A 15,753-nucleotide genomic window follows, 5' to 3' on the forward strand; every position below is an offset into this window, starting at 1 on the left:
CATGCGCTGGCTCTTGAGACCTTTCTTCGATATCCTCTCAAATCGAAGGTGTCGGTCATGGACAGAAAAACCATTCTGCTACTCGGCCTTGGCGTCGTCGCTCTGCTGATCCTGGGATTCTGTGCTCTGCCATCGTGACCCGATCCTGATATGCAACGTTTTCGGTGCAGCGATCACCCACCTGTCGTCTCGATCCGGCAAGTGTTCCAAGATCGGCGGTTATGCCGTCAACCTCCGGCTGAGATGAACGCGCGCATCGCGATTGTGTCGGCAAGCAACATGGCAAAGATCGCGAAAAGATAGAAAATCGAATAGGCAAACAGCGCCTTTGCCGGCTTCATCTCCTTGTCGGGGATGACCAAGGCCCTCCAGGCGTGCCAGATGAAACCCGCGCCCAACGCAGCCGAAACAATTCCATAGAACGCGCTCGTGAGCCCGAACGCCCAAGGCAGCACGCCGATTGGTGCCAGGAGCAGTGAATAGGCGAAGATCTGCCTTCTGGTCGAGGCCTGGCCGGCCACGTTCGGCATCATCGGGATGCCGGCAGCGGCGTAGTCGCCGGCCTTGAACAGCGCGAGCGCCCAGAAATGCGGCGGCGTCCACAGGAAAATGATCAGGAACAGGATGAGGCTTTCAATGCCGATGGTGCCAGTGGCGGCCGCCCAGCCAATCATCGGCGGAAGGGCACCCGCCGCGCCGCCGATGACGATGTTCTGCGGCGTCGATCGCTTCAGCCACATCGTGTAGATGACGACGTAGAAGAAGATGGTGAAGGCGAGCAGCGACGCGGCAAGCCATCCCACCAGCACGCCGAGCGTCATGACCGAAAACGCAGAAAGCACCAGGCCGAAGCCGAGGGCTTCGCCCGGCGTGACGCGGCCCGACGGAACCGGCCGCTTTGACGTACGCGACATCAGCGCGTCGATGTCTGAGTCGTACCACATGTTGAGGGCCCCGGCCGCTCCCGCTCCGGTCGCAATCGAGCCGATTGCAATCAAGGCGATGACCGGGTTCATCGCGCCGGGCGCCACCATCAGACCGACGAAAGCAGTAAAGACGGCAAGCGCCATGACCCGCGGCTTCAAGAGCGCAAAGAAATCACCGGCCGACGCTTCCGAGATGCGGACGCCGGTTTCCTTGAGGCTTTCCTTGACCGACATTTGAGATGACCAATGGAAAACGGCAGCCTGGCCGGCCGAAAAGCCAAGCTACTTGGAAAATTGCTTCAGGTAGGCGATGACGTTGGCGATGTCCTCGTCCTTCTTGAGGCCGGGAAACGCCATCTTCGTCCCTTTGACCATGGCCTTGGGATCGTGAAGGTACGTGGTCAGCGTCGGTTCATCCCATTTGACGCCGGATGCCCCGGCAGCGATCATGGCTTCAGAATATTTGAAATCCGGATGCGTGCCGGCCGTCCGGCCGAGAACGCCGTGCAACGAAGGACCGATCTTGTTCGTGTCTTGGTCTGCGACGTGGCAGACCTTGCATTTGGTAAAGACCTTCTCGCCTGCCGCAGCATCCTGTGCCCGCGATGGATTGGCGATGAAGGTTGCAACAGACACGACAGCGAAAAACGCAACAAAGCGCATGGCATTTCCTCCCTGATCGTCAAAATTTGCCCGAAACGATCTGCGCATACCGATACCGCCAGCATGCGCGTTGCACGGTAGAACGGATTCTCACTCTTCCCCCAAATGGAATTGCAGAACCTACCTACCACAGAATCTGGCCGGCAGGTAGAACATGTCGACCGTACAAAGGTTTAGGTGGTCTGCGGTGGCTCAAAGGCACGTCCGCCACAACGAAAAAGGCCGCCTCAAGGGCGGCCTTTTCTGATTTTGTCGTCAGGCGCTTATTCAGCGTCCTTGGCGGCCTTCTTCTTCGGCGCAGCCTTCTTCTTTGGCTCTTCCGCGTCGTCGGCCTTTTCAGCCTTGTCGGCCTTCTTGGCAGCGGCCTTCTTGGCCGGCTTGGCTTTGGCGGTGTCGGCCTCCTCGTCGTCAGCCATCAGCTCTTCCTTGCTGACCTTGACGTCGGTGACCGAGATCTGGCCGAGCAGATGGTCGACGACCTTCTCCTCGAACATCGGCGCGCGCAACGTGTTCAGCGCTTCCGGGTTGCTGCGGTAGAACTCGAAGGCTTCCTGCTGCTGGTTGGCCGGGTAGCGGCGCACCTGCTCGAACAGGCCGCGCTGCAATTCCTCGTCCGAAACGGTGACGCCGGCCTTCTCGCCGATCTCGGCCAGAACCAGGCCGAGGCGCACGCGGCGCTCGGCAAGCCGCAGATATTCGGCGCGTGCCTCTTCTTCCGTCGTCTCTTCGTCGGCGAAGGTACGGCCGGCGGCTTCGAGATCGCGGTTGACCTGGGTCCAGATGTTGTTGAACTCGGCATCGACGAGCTTCGACGGCGCCTCGAACGAATAGGCCGCGTCAAGCTGGTCGAGCAGCTGGCGCTTGACCTTCTGGCGGGTCATCGAACCGAACTGGTTCTCGATCTGGCCGCGCACCACGTCACGCAGGCGCTCCAGCGATTCCAGGCCGAGATTCTTGGCCATCTCGTCATTGATTTCCAGCGCGCCGGGCTTGGACACTTCCTTGACGGTGACGTCGAAGGTGGCTTCCTTGCCGGCCAGATGCGCCGCCTGGTAGTTTTCCGGGAAGGTGACCGTGACCTGCTTCTCGTCGCCGGCCTTGGAGCCGACCAGCTGGTCCTCAAAACCCGGGATGAATTCCTTGGAGCCCAGAACCAGCGGCTGGTCGGTGCCGGCGCCGCCGGCAAAAGCCTCGCCGTCGATCTTGCCGACATAGTCGATCGAAACGCGGTCGCCCTCGGCCGCCTTGCCGGTCTTCGGCTCGAAGCTGCGCGCCGATTCGGCAACGCGCTGGACCTGCTCGTCGATTTCTGAGTCCGGCACTTCGAACACCTGGCGCGTCACCTTGATGTCGGAGAAGTCCTTGATCTCGATCGCCGGGATGACCTCATAGTTGAGGCGGAATTCGAAGTCGGCGCCGCCGGCCAGGATCTTCTCGGCCTCTTTCTCGTCCTCGGTCATGATCACTTCAGGCTGCATGGCGGCTTTCTCGCCGCGGCCGGTGATGATCGAACGGGTCGAATCGTTGAGGATCTCGTTGACCACTTCGGCCATGAACGACTTGCCGTAGACCTTGCGCAGGTGCTGGACCGGCACCTTGCCGGGGCGGAAGCCGTTGATGCGGACCTTGTCCCTGGCGTCGGACAGCCGCGCCATCAGCTTGGCTTCCATATCACCGGCCGGCACGGTGATCTTGATCTCGCGCTTGAGACCGGAGTTGAGCGTTTCGGTGACCTGCATCGTAAAACCTTTATCTTCACCAATGAGACTGCCACGGCCTCTGCCGTTCACAGCCTGCCGGTACAATCTTGCCGGGAATGGCTTTTGGTACGGAACCTGGCGATTTGACCGAAATTACGGCTCAAATTCTTCCAAACTGCGTTCCAAGATGTGAATAAGTTCTTGTTTTTCCTACTTCTTATCACATTCTGCAGAAGCGGATCGGCGCGTCCCGTCACATTTGACACGCCTTTTGTCACAGGCGAGGCCAATTTTCAACCATCTTCGCGTTGCAGCGGATGACCGCCATTTTCGCTCCGACATTGACAGAATGATGGCTACATGGGATTGCCGGCCGGCGCGGGTATGGCGGAATTGGTAGACGCACCAGATTTAGGTTCTGGCGAGAGATCGTGGGGGTTCGAGTCCCTCTACCCGCACCACCCTTCGCTCTATCGAGCTTCGGGTGGCAGGCCACCCGGGAGCTTGATAGAGCGAAGGGTGTCCTCCGAAGCCTTGGCGTAGGAGGACCGGCGCGACGCCCTATACTTCAAACAACTGCCCCGTAAACCACTCCGCCAGCTTCGCCAGTTCAGGCCCCAGCACGCGGTCGGCCTCGACGGGCGGCACGATCTTCCTGATATCGGCGACAAAGCCCTGCAGGGCCGGCGGTGCGGTGCGTTCGGTCACATACAGCGCCTGCGAGGCGATCATGGCCAGCATCGCCATCGCCGCGTCGAGGCAGCGGCCGGCGGTCGCCTCCTTGGTCCAGGCGAAGAACGCCGTGGTGGCGACGTCGTCCTGGCCGGCGCCGGCCGACTCAGTTCCCGGAATGAAGGTGCGTTGCGCCGCAAGCTTGGCCTGTTCGAGATAGCCGGTGATCGCCATCGGCACGTAGCCGACATTGCCGTGGCCGTCGCTGTCGGCCCAGTGCCGCCCTGTCATCAACAGGTCCGGCAGCAGCGACACCTTGCCGTTCAGAAGTTTGGAGGCGTGGCGGTCGCAGAGCAGGCACAGATCAGCCCAGATCGCCGCCAGATCGTCGAGTGCCGGCGTCGCCATGGCGTTGTGATAGCCGCCGGTGGAAATGCAGCGTCCCAGCGGATGCGCGTCGTCAGGTGGAATGTAGACCGGATTGTCCGATATCGAAGCCAGCGACACGGTGGCCGCCTGCTCGGCGCCTGCCAGCGCGCGATGCGCATGGCCGATCACGCGTGGCACGATGCGGTAGCTGACCGGCGCCTGATAATTGCGCCGCCCATCGCCGGCGCCGACCAGAAACTGCCGCAATCCGCGCAGGGCCGCCGCTTCGTGTTCGTCGCTCCAGAGCCTGTCGAGCGCTGCATCATAATGCTCGAGCGGCGCGCGAAACGCTTCGATCGACAGCGCAAACACCTTGTGCGCCATGTCGATGCGGCGGCGCGCCGCCAGCGCCGCGTCCGCCACCAGCGCCGCCGCGCAAGGCGAGCCGTTGATCAGCGAACCCCGCTCCTTCACTTCGAGCTCCAGGCCAGCGGTAAGCCCGGCAAACAACGGATAGAGCGCCAGGATCTCGCCGGCGCCGCCCTGCCCCCGCGACGGCACCACCGGCATCGGTCCGCCGTCGAGCATCGCGGCGACGGCCTGCGCGATGCGCGGCGTGGTGGCGGCGTTGCCTTCGATGAAATTGGTCAGCCGTGCAAGCACGATCGCCCTGACGACACGGTCCGGCAGCGGCTCGCCGAAGGAAGTGGCGGCAGCATATGCCTTGATGCGCGCATGACGGTCGCGCTCGTCACGTTCGAGCTTGCGGCTCGCCAGCTCGCCCATGGCGGTGGTGACGCCATAGATGACCGGCGGCGGATCGGATTCGATGAGTTTCAGAAATGAAGCGCGGCATTCCGCTATGCGCAGCAACGCTTTGTCGCTGATTTGAACCGTGTCGTTTTTCCACGCGACACGGAAGACCGCGTCGAGATTGATGTCGTCGCGCGTCGTCAGCGTAATGGTCATGGTTCTTCGCCGGTTCTGTTACAGTTGGGCGAAGCGATCGATGTTTACCGAAATCCATGCCCTGAGTGACGTCTTATCTAGTAGAGCGGTTCCTCGAACAATGTCTTGTCGCCGTCCATCAGCGCCTTGATCTGCGCCTCGCCATTGGCGGCGAGAGCGATGTGCACCCCGAACGGCCGCACTCGCATGTCGTTCTGGATCTCCATGCCCTTGCCTTCCGGCAGATAAAAGCGGTCGATACCGTATTGCGGCGCGATCGTCGCCTCGGGGTCGTCAAGCGTCCAGCCCGGCGCGACCTGGCCGACAATATCGGCTTCGTCGGCGGCCGGCGGCGTCGGCGCCTTGCCGAACCAGGCCGTTGTCGCATGCCAGTAGCCATCGGCGCCCGGTTTCAGCCGGACCACGATCGGCGTGCTCTCGCTCGTGCGCTGGCCGGCCGGAATGTTGGCTATCAGCTTCACCGGCAAGCGCGATATTTCGTAGCCGAGGATGATGTAGTCGCCACGTAGCAGATCGCGCGGATCGACCGGTTCGATCTTCAGCAAGACTTGCCTGCCGTTGCGCAGGATCGCCGCGCGGCCAGCGATGATCCAGCTCAAAAAGCCGATCTGGAGCAGCGCCAGCACCAGCGCCGAGATGACAAGTTTCTTGCCCGACATCATGCTGCAGCTCCTTCCGGGGCCTTCATGCGCTTTTCCACGCGGATGATAACGAGGGCCAGGATGCCGAACAGCACCGCGGCGGCGAGGAAGAAGCCGGCCGTATCGAGCATCGACTGCAAGGTCACCACGTAGATAATGGCGAGTTCGAAGGCAAAGCCGGCATAGGCGACCCAACGCAGGCCCCTGCTCTCGCGCCCCCCCAGCATGATCGCCGCGACAATCCCGGCCAATGCCACGACTGAGGCGACGGCAAAGCCGCTGTTGAAGCTATAGTGATCGCCCAGATCGACCTGGATGGCCGCAAGCCCGGTCAGGAAACCGATCAAGGCATGCAGCGGCAACCGCCCGCCGAGCTGGAAGATCCTGTCAGCCGGCCCGGCAGCGAAGATGCCGGCCGCGAAAAGCAGCGCCGAAACCACGACCAGCGGGATGGCCCATTGGAGCGTGTTGTGGTCGATGCGGCGCGCCGCGATATAGAAAACGAACGAAATCAGGATCAGGTGCCGGGCCGATTGGCTGCGCGTCCAGAACGAGACGACGAACATTGCCAGTGCCATGATGACGAAGAAATTGAGAAATTCAGCCCGTTCGTAAAAGTTGAATGCCCGCACGAAGAGCCAGGCAATGGCAATGCCGACGGCAGCGACGGTCAGCGGGTTCGAGCGCAACGCCACCGCTGCTAATGCCGTGCCGATGCCCCAGGTGACGATGGCCGAGGCCTCGTCACCCGTGAGATGATACATCTGGCCGATCAGCGCGATCGATCCGCCAAAAGCCGCGGCGGCAACGATCCACAGCGCCTCGCCGATCGCCGCGTGGTCCCGCGTCTTCAACACCGCACCGCCGACATAGCCGGCGAGAATGACGGCAAACAGGGCTGCGACGCGCACCAGCCGCGGGATTGCTTCCCAGTTAGAGGCGACGAAGAGCAGGATCGCGGCGCCGAACAGGAGTGCGGCCATCATCGCCAATATGGTGCCGAAGCTTGGCGACTTGCGTTCGTTTGCCTCGATATCGCGCGTCAGCGCATCGGCCGTCGGCGTATCGATCAGGCCGGCCTGCTGCCAACGCCCGATATCCGCCCTGACCCGTGACGAATAGCTCGCCATCGTCGTCTCCCCCAAGTTCAGCCTGATGTCAGCCGATCCAGTCAAACCGCTGACGCTACGACATTTTCCGATTCTGGTTTCTTTATGTCGAAGCCGTGAACGCGCGTTAATGTTGCATTGCACAATTTGCATTGCTGCCATGCGCCAATAGCGCTTTTAAATCGATATGATCACACCTACTTTCTGTTCGTACACAAACGGAATGATCCGTACGAAAGACGAAACGAGCACTACCATGAACCTGATCCGCAACTACCGCAACTGGCGCCGCTACCGGGACACCGTCTCCGAGCTGAGCCGCCTGTCGAACCGTGAACTGACCGACCTCGGCATCAGCCGCAGCGACATCCACTACGTCGCCCGCAAGGCGGTCTAATCCTCTTCGGGCCGCAAATGGTCCGAACCAGTTTTGAAAAAGAGAACGACAATGAACCTGATCCGCAACTACCGTAACTGGCGCGTTTACCGCGACACCGTTACCGAGCTGGGTCGCCTTTCGAACCGCCAGCTCCACGATCTCGGCATCGTCCGCGACGAGATCAAGATCATCGCCCGCAAGGCGACGATTTAACAAGAATTTCGCCAGGGTCGACCTCCTCCCCGACCCTGACGAATACGGCCAACCCTTACCTCCTCCCAAGGGTTGACCACCAAAACGGCGCCCGCCGCACCTCCTCCCGCGGCGGGCGCTGTTCCCCGAGCGAACGCAGTTCGTCTCGAAAGCGAACGAAGTTCGTCTTTCCGAAGCGAACGAGGTTCGTCTCCCCAGGGGTTTCGCCCCCCCTTGATCCGGCGAACTGAATTTCGTCAAAGCCGACCTCCTCCCCGGCGATGACGAATACGGCCGATCCCCACTCCTCCCGAGGATCGGCCCCCAAAACGACACCCGCCGGACCTCCTCCCCCGGCGGGTGTTGTTGTTTCCGGGCAGGCTTTCAGCTGAGCAAGCAGTCGACCAAGGCGCCTATGCCGCCATCAAAGCATCGTCGCGGACGGACTGGACAAGAAAGTCGAGCACCGTTGCAACCCGTGGCGGTATGTTCTTGCGCGATGGATAGACGACGTTGATCGGCAGCCGCGTCGGCGGGAAATCCGGCATCACCTTGACCAGCCTGCCGGCTTCGATGTCCGGGCCGGCCAGGATATGGGGCAGCACTGCAAGCCCGGCCCCTGCCAGCGCTGCCCGATGGACAGCCATTGAATTGTTGGCGACCAGGCGGGGCTCAATCCGCAGAACCATATCATCCGCCCCGTCGGAGAACGACCATGACCGGCCGTCGCCGGCGCGGCTGTAACAAATGCAGCGATGATCCCTGATGTCTTGCGGCGCTTGCGGTGGATCCCGTCCCTTGAGGTAACAGGGCGAGGCGACGAGAAAGGCGGTCGTCCAGCCGATCCGGCGACAGATCAGGCTGCTGTCTCCGACCGGCCCGAGGCGTACCTCGAGATCGATGGCATCGGCGACCAGATCTGACGGTTCTTCCCGCAAGATCAGGTCGACGGCAAGGAATGGATGGCTCTCCAGCAGCCCTGTCAGGCGGTCGCCGATAAACAACCCGAGCGGCGTGGGCAGGCTAAGCCGCACTTTTCCAGACACGGTTGCGCCTTCTGCACCGCCGGCTTCGCTCAGCGCTTCGACCGCTTCGATGACGCGCAGCGCCATCGGCAGCATCTTTTCACCCTCGACCGTCAGGGCAAGTGCGCTCGTCGTGCGATGCAGAAGGCGCGTCTTCAGACGCGCCTCCAGCGCGGAAATCTGCCGGGATACGGCCGGCTGCGTCAGATTGAGGTCAATCGCGGCGGCGGAAAAGGACTTTGTCTGCGCCACCCGCAGGAACGCCCGCAATGCCGATACCACGTCCATCCTTGCCCTCATTCCATTTCGGCATAAGCCTTATGTTCGCATCCTATGTGCGCGGTGCTTTACTGTCCAGTTATTATGGATATTAATCGTCCTTAAGGACATAAAATATCCTCAAAAAGGGACAAGCAATGACCCAGCGCCTGAACGCAGCCCAACAATCGCCCGAGCTGTTCAAGAAACTTTCCGACCTCAGCATGGCGGAGGCACAGGGCGCCATCGAGGAGAAAATCCGCGATCTCGTCCATATCCGGGCATCGCAGATCAATGGGTGCGCCTTCTGCCTCGACATGCATGTCAAGGAAGCAAAGATCCACGGCGAGAGCGAGCTGCGGCTTTACCATGTCGCTGTCTGGCGGGAATCGACCCTTTTCATTCCCCGTGAACGCGCGGCGCTTGCCTGGACCGAAGCCGTCACCAACCTTCCCGAAGGCGGTATTCCGGACGAAATCTATGAGCGTGTGCGCGGGCAGCTGTCGGAAAAGGAAATCTCCGACCTGACCTTCTCGATCACGAACATCAATGCCTGGAACCGCCTCAGCGTCGCCTTCAAGGCCGTGCCCGGCTCCGCGGACAAGTTCTATGGCCTCGACAAGGCCGGCCTGAACTAAACCCCTTCCTCAGGCATCAATCGGTGCGGCGCCCGGCCGCAAACGGAGATCAAAAAGGAGTTTCGAAATGATCAAGCTAATCGTCGCTGCCCTCATCGCGAGCGCATCATTGGCCGGCCCCGCCTCAGCCGCCGAGACCCGCTCCGGCGAGAAGGCCGCCAAGGTCACGCTCGTCTATGAGCATGAACTGCCGAATGTTCCCGGCAAGAGCATCAAGGGCATCCTGGTCGAATATGGCCCCGGCGGCTACTCGGAGGCGCACACGCATCCAAGCTCGGCCTTCATCTATGCGACGGTTCTGGAAGGCTCCATCCGCAGCCAGGTCAATGACGGCCCGGCCACGGTCTACAAGGCCGGAGAGAGCTTTTCGGAGCTGCCGGGCGATCGCCACAGCGTGAGCGAGAACGGCAGCGAGACGGAACCGGCAAAGCTGCTGGCCGTCTTCGTGGTCGATACCGCTCAGAAAGAACTGACTTATCCCGTCAAGTAGGCCGGACAGGGCCGGACGCCGTCTTGGCGTCCGGCCGGGCCAGCAAGCTCAGAGATCCTCCTCGGTGTCCATGTTTGGCGATCATCACTTCCTGGCTCTGGTCCTGATCAACATTCTTGGCCTTGCCGGGATCGTCGTGTGGTATTTCCAGGGTCGTGGGCGTCCGATGGCGCGCCTGATCGTCCAGATCATGTTCTTCGCCGGCATGACCGCGGTGCTTTGCCTCTACGGTATCCTGCCGTACCGGGTGGCGGAGACAGACCTGCAAGGTGTGGCAGCGTTTTTGGCGAGGTCCGCGCGCGTCCTCTGGTGGATGCACCTCGCCTGGACGCTCGTCGGCTTTGTGCGCCTCTACATCGTCCTCGAACACCGGCCGCGAGAAGCGCGCATGCTTCAGGATCTGGTCGTTGCTGTCATCTATCTCGGCGTGACGCTATCGATAATAGGCTTCGTCTTCGGAGCGCCCATCGGAACGCTGACGGCAACGTCGGGCGTGGTTGCGATCATTGGCGGCCTTGCGCTGCAAAACACCCTTGGTGACGCCTTCTCCGGCATCGCGCTGACGCTGGGGCGGCCTTACACTCTTGGTGACTGGATCATGCTGGGCGACGGCACGGAAGGACGCGTCGTCGAAACAAACTGGCGCTCCACGCATCTGCTGACGGCTGCCTACAACATCGTCGTCGTCCCCAACAGTGTGTTGGCGAAGCTCAGCTTGACCAACGTCAGCCGCCCCGACCCCATGCTGATGATGACCTTGACTGTACGGATTGCGGCCACGCGCGCACCACACTTCATCGAGGGGGCCATGTCTGCGGTGCTCCGGAACTGCAAGCGGGTTGCCCAAGAGCCGGCACCGCTCGTCGCACTCAAGGACATCGATGCCACGGCCATCGGGATTGACCTGCTCTTCTGCGTAGCAAGCCTGAGTGACCGCATACCGGCCAGGAATGAAGTGATCGACCTTGTCCACAGCCACTGCGAGGCGAACGGTCTGTCGCTTGCGATGCCGCCGCAAAGTTATGCCGGCATAATGTCCGCGATGAACAGCCTGCCACCGAAGACTGCCACACGTTCGCGTTCGTCCGGCGCGTTCTAGCGCCCATTCGAAGCTGTTCCTCCAGAGGTCTTCCGGGATCTCCTGCGCCCGGGCAGCGGTGAGGTCGGAAAGCCTGACGCTGCGCAATTTTGCACGCCAGGCCTCGTCGGCTTCCCACATGATGCGCGACATCCGGCGCGGGCGCGGTGGGTTCACAACGGCCCAAAACCCACCCGGCAATTGCAATCGCCGGCCCAAGCGATTATTCCGGCGCTCATGAGCAAAAATCCCATCCACATCGTCGGCGGCGGCCTCGCCGGTTCCGAAGCCGCATGGCAGGCGGCTGAAGCCGGCGTGCCGGTCGTGTTGCACGAAATGCGCCCGGTGCGCGGCACCGATGCCCACAAGACCGACGGATTGGCGGAACTCGTCTGCTCCAACTCCTTCCGCTCCGACGATGCCGACAACAACGCCGTCGGCCTGCTGCATGCCGAAATGCGGCTCGCCGGCTCGCTGATCATGAGCGCCGGCGACGCCAATCAGGTGCCGGCCGGCGGCGCGCTGGCCGTCGACCGTGACGGCTTCTCCGAAGCGGTGACGAAGAAGCTCGAAGCGCACCCGCTGATCACCATCCAGCGAGAGGAAGTGCCCGGCCTGCCGCCGGCGGAATGGGACCAGGCGATCATCGCCACCGGCCCGCTGACCGCGCCTTCGCTTGCCCAGTCGATTGCCGAGGCAACCGGCGCCGATGCGCTGGCCTTCTTCGACGCCATCGCCCCGATCATCCATTTCGACACGATCGACATGGACATTTGCTGGTTCCAGTCGCGTTACGACAAGGTCGGACCTGGCGGCACCGGCAAGGACTACATCAACTGCCCGATGGACAAGGAGCAGTATCTCGCCTTTGTGCAGGCACTGGTCGACGGCCAGAAAACCGAGTTCAAGCAATGGGAAGGCACGCCCTATTTCGACGGCTGCCTGCCGATCGAGATCATGGCCGAGCGTGGCGTCGAGACGCTGCGCTACGGACCGATGAAGCCGATGGGGCTGACCAATGCCCACAATCCGACGGTCAAGGCCTATGCGGTCGCGCAGTTGCGTCAGGACAACGCGCTGGGCACGCTCTACAACATGGTCGGTTTCCAGACCAAGCTGAAGCATGCCGAACAGGTGCGCGTCTTCCGCACCATACCGGGACTGGAAAACGCCGATTTCGCCCGCCTCGGCGGCCTGCACCGCAACACCTATATCAATTCGCCGACCCTGCTCGACGCCTCGCTGCAGCTGAAGTCGCGGCCCGGCCTGCGCTTTGCCGGCCAGATCACCGGCTGCGAGGGTTATGTCGAGAGCGCCGCCATCGGCCTGCTCGCCGGCCGTTTCGCCGCCGCCGAGCGGCTCGGCCATGCGCCCTCGCTGCCACCGCTCACCACCGCCTTCGGCGCCCTGCTCAACCACATTACCGGCGGCCACATCGTCTCCGACGACGAGCCCGGCAAACGCTCCTTCCAGCCGATGAACGTCAATTTCGGCCTCTTCCCGCCGGTGGAAGCGCCGAAGACCGAAGGCAAGCGCCCGCGCGGCAAGGACAAGACGGTTGCCAAGCGCCACGCCATCACCTCGCGTGCGCTGGTGGATTGCCGGCAATGGCTGGGCTTACCGGCGCGAGCCGAGGCGGCTGAGTAGTCCTGCGTTCGACTGGACCTCAGGCACTCAGTGGGATATTATCCTACTTTCCGTATTAGGGCTCATTCCATGGAATCCGCCGAAAAACTCTCCGTCACCGTCACGCCGGCCATGGCGCGCATGATCCGCGAAAAGGTCGAGGATGGTTCTTTCGGCTCGGCCAGCGAAGTCATCCGTGCAGCACTCCGCGCGTTCCAGCGCGAAGAGGAAGAGTACGCGGAGCGCCTGGCGTCGATCCGGGCGCGAGTGAAGGCATCGATCGAAGACACCAGGCCTGGCTATTCCGGGGAAAAAGTTCGCGGTCATCTTCGGGAGCTCGCCGCTCAGTATTCGAGCCGCAGCGATGATTCAGCGGCTTGAGATTGAATATGGCGAAAGCGCCAGGAACGATCTGGCAGAGATTTTCCGACATATTGTCGACGCTGGCGGAAGTCCAGACGTCGCGCTCAAGTTCACCTTACGCATCGAAGACCGCTGCCAGAGTATCGGCAACGCACCACGGGGCGGTCGCTCCCGCGATGATATAGCACCGGGTTTGCGAATGGTCCCTTTTGAGCACTCGGCGGTCATTGTCTATGTCATCGCCGACGATCTCATCCGCATAGTCAACATTTTCTATGGTGGTCGCGACTACGAGACCTTCATGCGCGACGGCGGTTCGAGCGATCCATCGTAGCGTTGTAATCGGGTAGCTACTCCGCCGGCTCCGCTGCCACTCCCGGCAACCCCGGCATGCCCGCCTCGCTCGGATTCCGCCTGACATAGGCGGCTTTCAGGCTTTCCGACGTCTCGCGCGACCCGTCATGGCTCCAGCCCGGCGGCTTGAGCAGATAGTTGACGCGGTCGCTGAGCGTCAGCCTCGGCGCGAAGGCATCCCGGAACATGCCGATCCATTCGTGGAACGCCACTTTCAGCGGATTGAAGGTGCCGAGATTTTTCACGATGCCATAGCGTGGCCGGTCCTCTTCCAGCTCTTCGACAAAAGTGCCGAACATGCGGTCCCAGATGATCAGCGTGCCGGCATAGTTGGCGTCGAGATAGCGCGGATTGGTGGCGTGGTGGACGCGGTGATGCGAAGGCGTGTTGAAGATGAATTCGAACCAGCCCCACATCTTGCCGATCGCCTCAGTGTGGATCCAGAACTGCCAGACCAGATTGAAGCCGAAGGTGAAGGCAATGACCGCCGGATGAAAGCCGAGCAGCACCAACGGCGCCTGCAAAACGAACATGAAAGTGAACAGCCCGGTCCAGCTTTGCCGGAGCGCCGTCGATAGATTGTAGTGCTGGCTGGAATGGTGGTTGACGTGCTCGGCCCACACCCAGCGCACCCGGTGAGCGATGCGGTGGTAGACATAGTAACGCAGATCATCGAGCAGGAAGGCCGCCAGGAACACCCAGACCGACAGGCCGAGATTGAAGAAGCGGAACTGCCACAGCCACAGCAACGCCCAATAGGAGACGACGCCGAGCAATAGGCCGGCAACGACATTGCCGGCGCCCATCATCAGGCTGGTCAGCGTGTCGCGCGTTTCGAAGGATCCCTTGGCGCGGCCGGTGCGCACCAGCCAGAGCTCGATCAGGATGGCGGCTACGAAGAATGGAATGGCAAGCTGCGTCACTTGCGGGAAATTGTAGTCGTCCATCACGCCGCCTCCCTGGCAAGATCTGGATTGCGCAGCCCGAGCGTCTCGGCAACGGCACTGGCGTCGGCTTTGTCGGCAAAGGCGAACCGCCCGCCCTTCCAGGTGAAGTCGGCGAGTCTGAGCGAGATCACTCCGGCTTCGTCGAGGTCAAGAGTCAGGATGTCATGCGGCGTGACGATGCGCGTCAAGAAGCAGTCGCCAACGCTGTGGACGATGCCGCTGCGCGCTGGACCGAGATCGAGGAATGCCGTCCTGCCATCCCCCGTCAGACGCACTGCAGCGGCCTTCTCTTCGGGAAAATCATCGGCAAAGCGGCCGAGCGCCTGATCCGCTCCAGCTAGCGTCGCAATCTTGCTGCCGCCCGTGAAATGCACGGCAAGCACCGACAGCGCAATGCCGACAGTGACGAGGCCGACCAGCACAGGCAGGCTCATGGGATCTCCTCCGGACCGGCCGCGTCTTCGGCGGCAATTTCAGTCCAACGGAGTCCTAGCACGAGTGACGTTTACGTCAAATGGTCGGCCAGCCGCGCGTCGCGCGCCTGAAGAGCAGCCAGTGCCGGCGCAGAGCCGAAAGCCGTGCTGTGGCCGCTAGCGGTGCGCTACGGCCGCCCGCCATCTTGGCGAGATAGGCACAGGTCAAGGCGAGCGGCAGAAATGCCGGGCGCAGCGTGTCCGGCAGGGTCGACGCGCCTTGCTCAAAAGCGCCGAGATGCTCCTGCGCCAACGCGACCATCGCGGCCACCGCCCGCGCAGCACCTGGTCCGCCATCGCCGCTGACAAACTCTTCCGGCGACGAGCCCGCCGCCGCCAGAATATCGGCCGGCACGAAGCATTGGCCGCGCCGGCGATGCAGCGGCAACAGCAGCAACAGGCCTGTCATCGCCTGGGCGCAGCCGGCCCTGCCCGCCAGTTCGGCAAAACGCGGCGCCTCGACGGGATCAAGCACCATTGCCGCCAGTTGGATCAGCGCCGCCGCCGTCTCGCCGCAATAGCCTTCGAGATCGGTACGCGACGGCATCGGATCGTCGTAGAGGTCGAAGATGCGGGCTTCGAGCATGTTGTCGAAAGCAGCTTTCGGCAGCCCATGGGCGGAGATAGTCGCCTTCAACGCGTCGGCAAGCGGGTTGCCGGAGACTGCTGCCTCAGTGGCGATGACGTCGCGCCACCATTGCAGCCGCACTTCGCCCGGCAACGCCTCATGGATGCGATCGCGAACCGATGCGATCTCGGCATTGAAGGCGTACAGCGAGAACAAGGCTTCGCGCTTGTCGGCCGGTGCGTAGAGTGCACTGAGATAGCGGTCATGGTCGCCGGCGCGCACCGCCTCCATGACGATGTTGGCGGCGCCGGTC

The 15,753-nt window shown here is 62.2% G+C and carries 18 protein-coding genes, 1 tRNA gene and 1 pseudogene; 9 read left to right on the forward strand and 11 right to left on the reverse strand.

Annotated elements, in window-relative coordinates; genetic code table 11:
• Positions 1 to 227: 227 nt before the first annotated feature.
• The 3 genes from cyoE to tig all read right to left on the reverse strand — a co-directional run bounded on the left by cyoE (position 228) and on the right by tig (position 3,328).
• The gene (gene cyoE / locus ACWGTI_RS14320) at positions 228 to 1,160 is read right to left on the reverse strand and encodes a heme o synthase (protein WP_454587721.1); all 933 of its coding nucleotides are present in this window, start codon (positions 1,158 to 1,160) and stop codon (positions 228 to 230) included.
• Positions 1,161 to 1,208: 48 nt separating this feature from the next.
• Positions 1,209 to 1,589, reverse strand: a complete 381-nt coding sequence (locus tag ACWGTI_RS14325) for a c-type cytochrome (protein ID WP_454587722.1) — start codon at positions 1,587 to 1,589, stop codon at positions 1,209 to 1,211.
• A 263-nt stretch (positions 1,590 to 1,852) separates the two neighbouring features.
• Entirely contained in the window at positions 1,853 to 3,328 is a 1,476-nt protein-coding gene (gene tig, locus ACWGTI_RS14330; protein ID WP_454587723.1) for a trigger factor, read from the reverse strand.
• Between the two features lie 339 nt (positions 3,329 to 3,667).
• Here tig and ACWGTI_RS14335 point away from each other — a divergent pair.
• Positions 3,668 to 3,750: transfer RNA gene (locus tag ACWGTI_RS14335), tRNA-Leu, on the forward strand.
• Positions 3,751 to 3,850: 100 nt separating this feature from the next.
• Here ACWGTI_RS14335 and ACWGTI_RS14340 read toward each other — a convergent pair.
• The 3 genes from ACWGTI_RS14340 to ACWGTI_RS14350 all read right to left on the reverse strand — a co-directional run bounded on the left by ACWGTI_RS14340 (position 3,851) and on the right by ACWGTI_RS14350 (position 7,070).
• Positions 3,851 to 5,299, reverse strand: coding sequence for an aromatic amino acid lyase (locus ACWGTI_RS14340; protein WP_454587724.1), 1,449 nt, complete (start codon positions 5,297 to 5,299; stop codon positions 3,851 to 3,853).
• Positions 5,300 to 5,376: 77 nt separating this feature from the next.
• A complete protein-coding gene (locus ACWGTI_RS14345; protein WP_454587725.1) occupies positions 5,377 to 5,961 on the reverse strand; it encodes a GDYXXLXY domain-containing protein in 585 nt (194 codons plus the stop codon).
• Entirely contained in the window at positions 5,958 to 7,070 is a 1,113-nt protein-coding gene (locus tag ACWGTI_RS14350; protein ID WP_454587726.1) for a DUF2157 domain-containing protein, read from the reverse strand. The genes ACWGTI_RS14345 and ACWGTI_RS14350 overlap by 4 nt, the downstream gene beginning before the upstream one ends.
• Before the next feature lie 235 nt (positions 7,071 to 7,305).
• Here ACWGTI_RS14350 and ACWGTI_RS14355 point away from each other — a divergent pair, with 235 nt between their 5' ends.
• Both ACWGTI_RS14355 and ACWGTI_RS14360 read left to right on the forward strand, forming a co-directional pair.
• Positions 7,306 to 7,446, forward strand: coding sequence for a DUF1127 domain-containing protein (locus ACWGTI_RS14355; RefSeq protein WP_006335194.1), 141 nt, complete (start codon positions 7,306 to 7,308; stop codon positions 7,444 to 7,446).
• Between the two features lie 51 nt (positions 7,447 to 7,497).
• The gene (locus ACWGTI_RS14360; RefSeq protein ID WP_142865062.1) at positions 7,498 to 7,641 is read left to right on the forward strand and encodes a DUF1127 domain-containing protein; all 144 of its coding nucleotides are present in this window, start codon (positions 7,498 to 7,500) and stop codon (positions 7,639 to 7,641) included.
• A 392-nt stretch (positions 7,642 to 8,033) separates the two neighbouring features.
• On the opposite strand, the gene ACWGTI_RS14365 is transcribed toward ACWGTI_RS14360, so the two are convergent.
• On the reverse strand, positions 8,034 to 8,933 hold the full coding sequence (locus tag ACWGTI_RS14365) for a LysR substrate-binding domain-containing protein (RefSeq protein ID WP_454587727.1): 900 nt from the start codon (positions 8,931 to 8,933) through the stop codon (positions 8,034 to 8,036).
• 128 nt (positions 8,934 to 9,061) lie between these two features.
• On the opposite strand from ACWGTI_RS14365, the gene ACWGTI_RS14370 reads away from it, so the two are divergent.
• From ACWGTI_RS14370 to ACWGTI_RS14380, 3 genes are all read left to right on the forward strand, one after another.
• Positions 9,062 to 9,541: a carboxymuconolactone decarboxylase family protein gene (locus ACWGTI_RS14370; RefSeq protein WP_454587728.1), complete on the forward strand. Its 480-nt coding sequence runs from the start codon at positions 9,062 to 9,064 to the stop codon at positions 9,539 to 9,541.
• Between the two features lie 67 nt (positions 9,542 to 9,608).
• Positions 9,609 to 10,031: a cupin domain-containing protein gene (locus tag ACWGTI_RS14375; RefSeq protein WP_454587729.1), complete on the forward strand. Its 423-nt coding sequence runs from the start codon at positions 9,609 to 9,611 to the stop codon at positions 10,029 to 10,031.
• A 70-nt stretch (positions 10,032 to 10,101) separates the two neighbouring features.
• Positions 10,102 to 11,130, forward strand: a complete 1,029-nt coding sequence (locus ACWGTI_RS14380) for a mechanosensitive ion channel family protein (RefSeq protein ID WP_454587954.1) — start codon at positions 10,102 to 10,104, stop codon at positions 11,128 to 11,130.
• On the opposite strand, the pseudogene ACWGTI_RS14385 reads toward ACWGTI_RS14380, so the two are convergent.
• Positions 11,116 to 11,274 (reverse strand): annotated as a pseudogene (locus tag ACWGTI_RS14385) (Rrf2 family transcriptional regulator); the annotation flags it as partial. The gene ACWGTI_RS14380 and the pseudogene ACWGTI_RS14385 overlap by 15 nt on opposite strands.
• Positions 11,275 to 11,346: 72 nt before the next feature.
• Here ACWGTI_RS14385 and trmFO point away from each other — a divergent pair.
• The 3 genes from trmFO (at position 11,347) to ACWGTI_RS14400 (ending at position 13,432) form a co-directional block, all read left to right on the forward strand.
• Positions 11,347 to 12,756 carry a methylenetetrahydrofolate--tRNA-(uracil(54)-C(5))-methyltransferase (FADH(2)-oxidizing) TrmFO gene (gene trmFO, locus ACWGTI_RS14390; protein WP_454587730.1) on the forward strand — a complete coding sequence of 470 codons (1,410 nt, stop codon included), beginning with the start codon at positions 11,347 to 11,349 and terminating at the stop codon, positions 12,754 to 12,756.
• A gap of 69 nt (positions 12,757 to 12,825) precedes the next feature.
• Positions 12,826 to 13,116, forward strand: a complete 291-nt coding sequence (locus ACWGTI_RS14395) for a type II toxin-antitoxin system ParD family antitoxin (RefSeq protein ID WP_454587731.1) — start codon at positions 12,826 to 12,828, stop codon at positions 13,114 to 13,116.
• Positions 13,100 to 13,432 (forward strand): type II toxin-antitoxin system RelE/ParE family toxin, encoded by a 333-nt coding sequence (locus ACWGTI_RS14400; RefSeq protein WP_454587732.1) that lies wholly within the window; start codon positions 13,100 to 13,102, stop codon positions 13,430 to 13,432. Before ACWGTI_RS14395 ends, ACWGTI_RS14400 begins: the two co-directional genes overlap by 17 nt.
• A 16-nt stretch (positions 13,433 to 13,448) precedes the next feature.
• Here ACWGTI_RS14400 and ACWGTI_RS14405 read toward each other — a convergent pair whose 3' ends face one another.
• The 3 genes from ACWGTI_RS14405 to ACWGTI_RS14415 form a co-directional block, all read right to left on the reverse strand.
• Positions 13,449 to 14,399 (reverse strand): sterol desaturase family protein, encoded by a 951-nt coding sequence (locus ACWGTI_RS14405; protein WP_454587733.1) that lies wholly within the window; start codon positions 14,397 to 14,399, stop codon positions 13,449 to 13,451.
• Entirely contained in the window at positions 14,399 to 14,833 is a 435-nt protein-coding gene (locus ACWGTI_RS14410) for a hypothetical protein (RefSeq protein WP_454587734.1), read from the reverse strand. Before ACWGTI_RS14410 ends, ACWGTI_RS14405 begins: the two co-directional genes overlap by 1 nt.
• A 76-nt stretch (positions 14,834 to 14,909) precedes the next feature.
• Positions 14,910 to 15,731 carry a phytoene/squalene synthase family protein gene (locus ACWGTI_RS14415; protein WP_454587955.1) on the reverse strand — a complete coding sequence of 274 codons (822 nt, stop codon included), beginning with the start codon at positions 15,729 to 15,731 and terminating at the stop codon, positions 14,910 to 14,912.
• Between the last annotated feature and the right edge of the window lie 22 nt (positions 15,732 to 15,753).

Source organism: Mesorhizobium sp. ArgA1, from assembly GCF_053714375.1.

Excerpts from the sequence above, each read along its gene's own strand:
- ACWGTI_RS14345 (WP_454587725.1), bottom strand. The coding sequence starts at position 5,961 with ATGATGTCGGGCAAGAAACTTGTCATCTCGGCGCTGGTGCTGGCGCTG.
- ACWGTI_RS14370 (WP_454587728.1), top strand. The coding sequence starts at position 9,062 with ATGACCCAGCGCCTGAACGCAGCCCAACAATCGCCCGAGCTGTTCAAG.
- ACWGTI_RS14405 (WP_454587733.1), bottom strand. The coding sequence starts at position 14,399 with ATGGACGACTACAATTTCCCGCAAGTGACGCAGCTTGCCATTCCATTC.
- ACWGTI_RS14360 (WP_142865062.1), top strand. The coding sequence starts at position 7,498 with ATGAACCTGATCCGCAACTACCGTAACTGGCGCGTTTACCGCGACACC.
- ACWGTI_RS14400 (WP_454587732.1), top strand. The coding sequence starts at position 13,100 with ATGATTCAGCGGCTTGAGATTGAATATGGCGAAAGCGCCAGGAACGAT.
- ACWGTI_RS14365 (WP_454587727.1), bottom strand. The coding sequence starts at position 8,933 with ATGGACGTGGTATCGGCATTGCGGGCGTTCCTGCGGGTGGCGCAGACA.
- ACWGTI_RS14415 (WP_454587955.1), bottom strand. The coding sequence starts at position 15,731 with ATGGAGGCGGTGCGCGCCGGCGACCATGACCGCTATCTCAGTGCACTC.
- ACWGTI_RS14355 (WP_006335194.1), top strand. The coding sequence starts at position 7,306 with ATGAACCTGATCCGCAACTACCGCAACTGGCGCCGCTACCGGGACACC.
- ACWGTI_RS14375 (WP_454587729.1), top strand. The coding sequence starts at position 9,609 with ATGATCAAGCTAATCGTCGCTGCCCTCATCGCGAGCGCATCATTGGCC.
- ACWGTI_RS14340 (WP_454587724.1), bottom strand. The coding sequence starts at position 5,299 with ATGACCATTACGCTGACGACGCGCGACGACATCAATCTCGACGCGGTC.
- ACWGTI_RS14395 (WP_454587731.1), top strand. The coding sequence starts at position 12,826 with ATGGAATCCGCCGAAAAACTCTCCGTCACCGTCACGCCGGCCATGGCG.
- trmFO (WP_454587730.1), top strand. The coding sequence starts at position 11,347 with ATGAGCAAAAATCCCATCCACATCGTCGGCGGCGGCCTCGCCGGTTCC.
- cyoE (WP_454587721.1), bottom strand. The coding sequence starts at position 1,160 with ATGTCGGTCAAGGAAAGCCTCAAGGAAACCGGCGTCCGCATCTCGGAA.
- tig (WP_454587723.1), bottom strand. The coding sequence starts at position 3,328 with ATGCAGGTCACCGAAACGCTCAACTCCGGTCTCAAGCGCGAGATCAAG.
- ACWGTI_RS14350 (WP_454587726.1), bottom strand. The coding sequence starts at position 7,070 with ATGGCGAGCTATTCGTCACGGGTCAGGGCGGATATCGGGCGTTGGCAG.
- ACWGTI_RS14410 (WP_454587734.1), bottom strand. The coding sequence starts at position 14,833 with ATGAGCCTGCCTGTGCTGGTCGGCCTCGTCACTGTCGGCATTGCGCTG.
- ACWGTI_RS14380 (WP_454587954.1), top strand. The coding sequence starts at position 10,102 with ATGTTTGGCGATCATCACTTCCTGGCTCTGGTCCTGATCAACATTCTT.
- ACWGTI_RS14325 (WP_454587722.1), bottom strand. The coding sequence starts at position 1,589 with ATGCGCTTTGTTGCGTTTTTCGCTGTCGTGTCTGTTGCAACCTTCATC.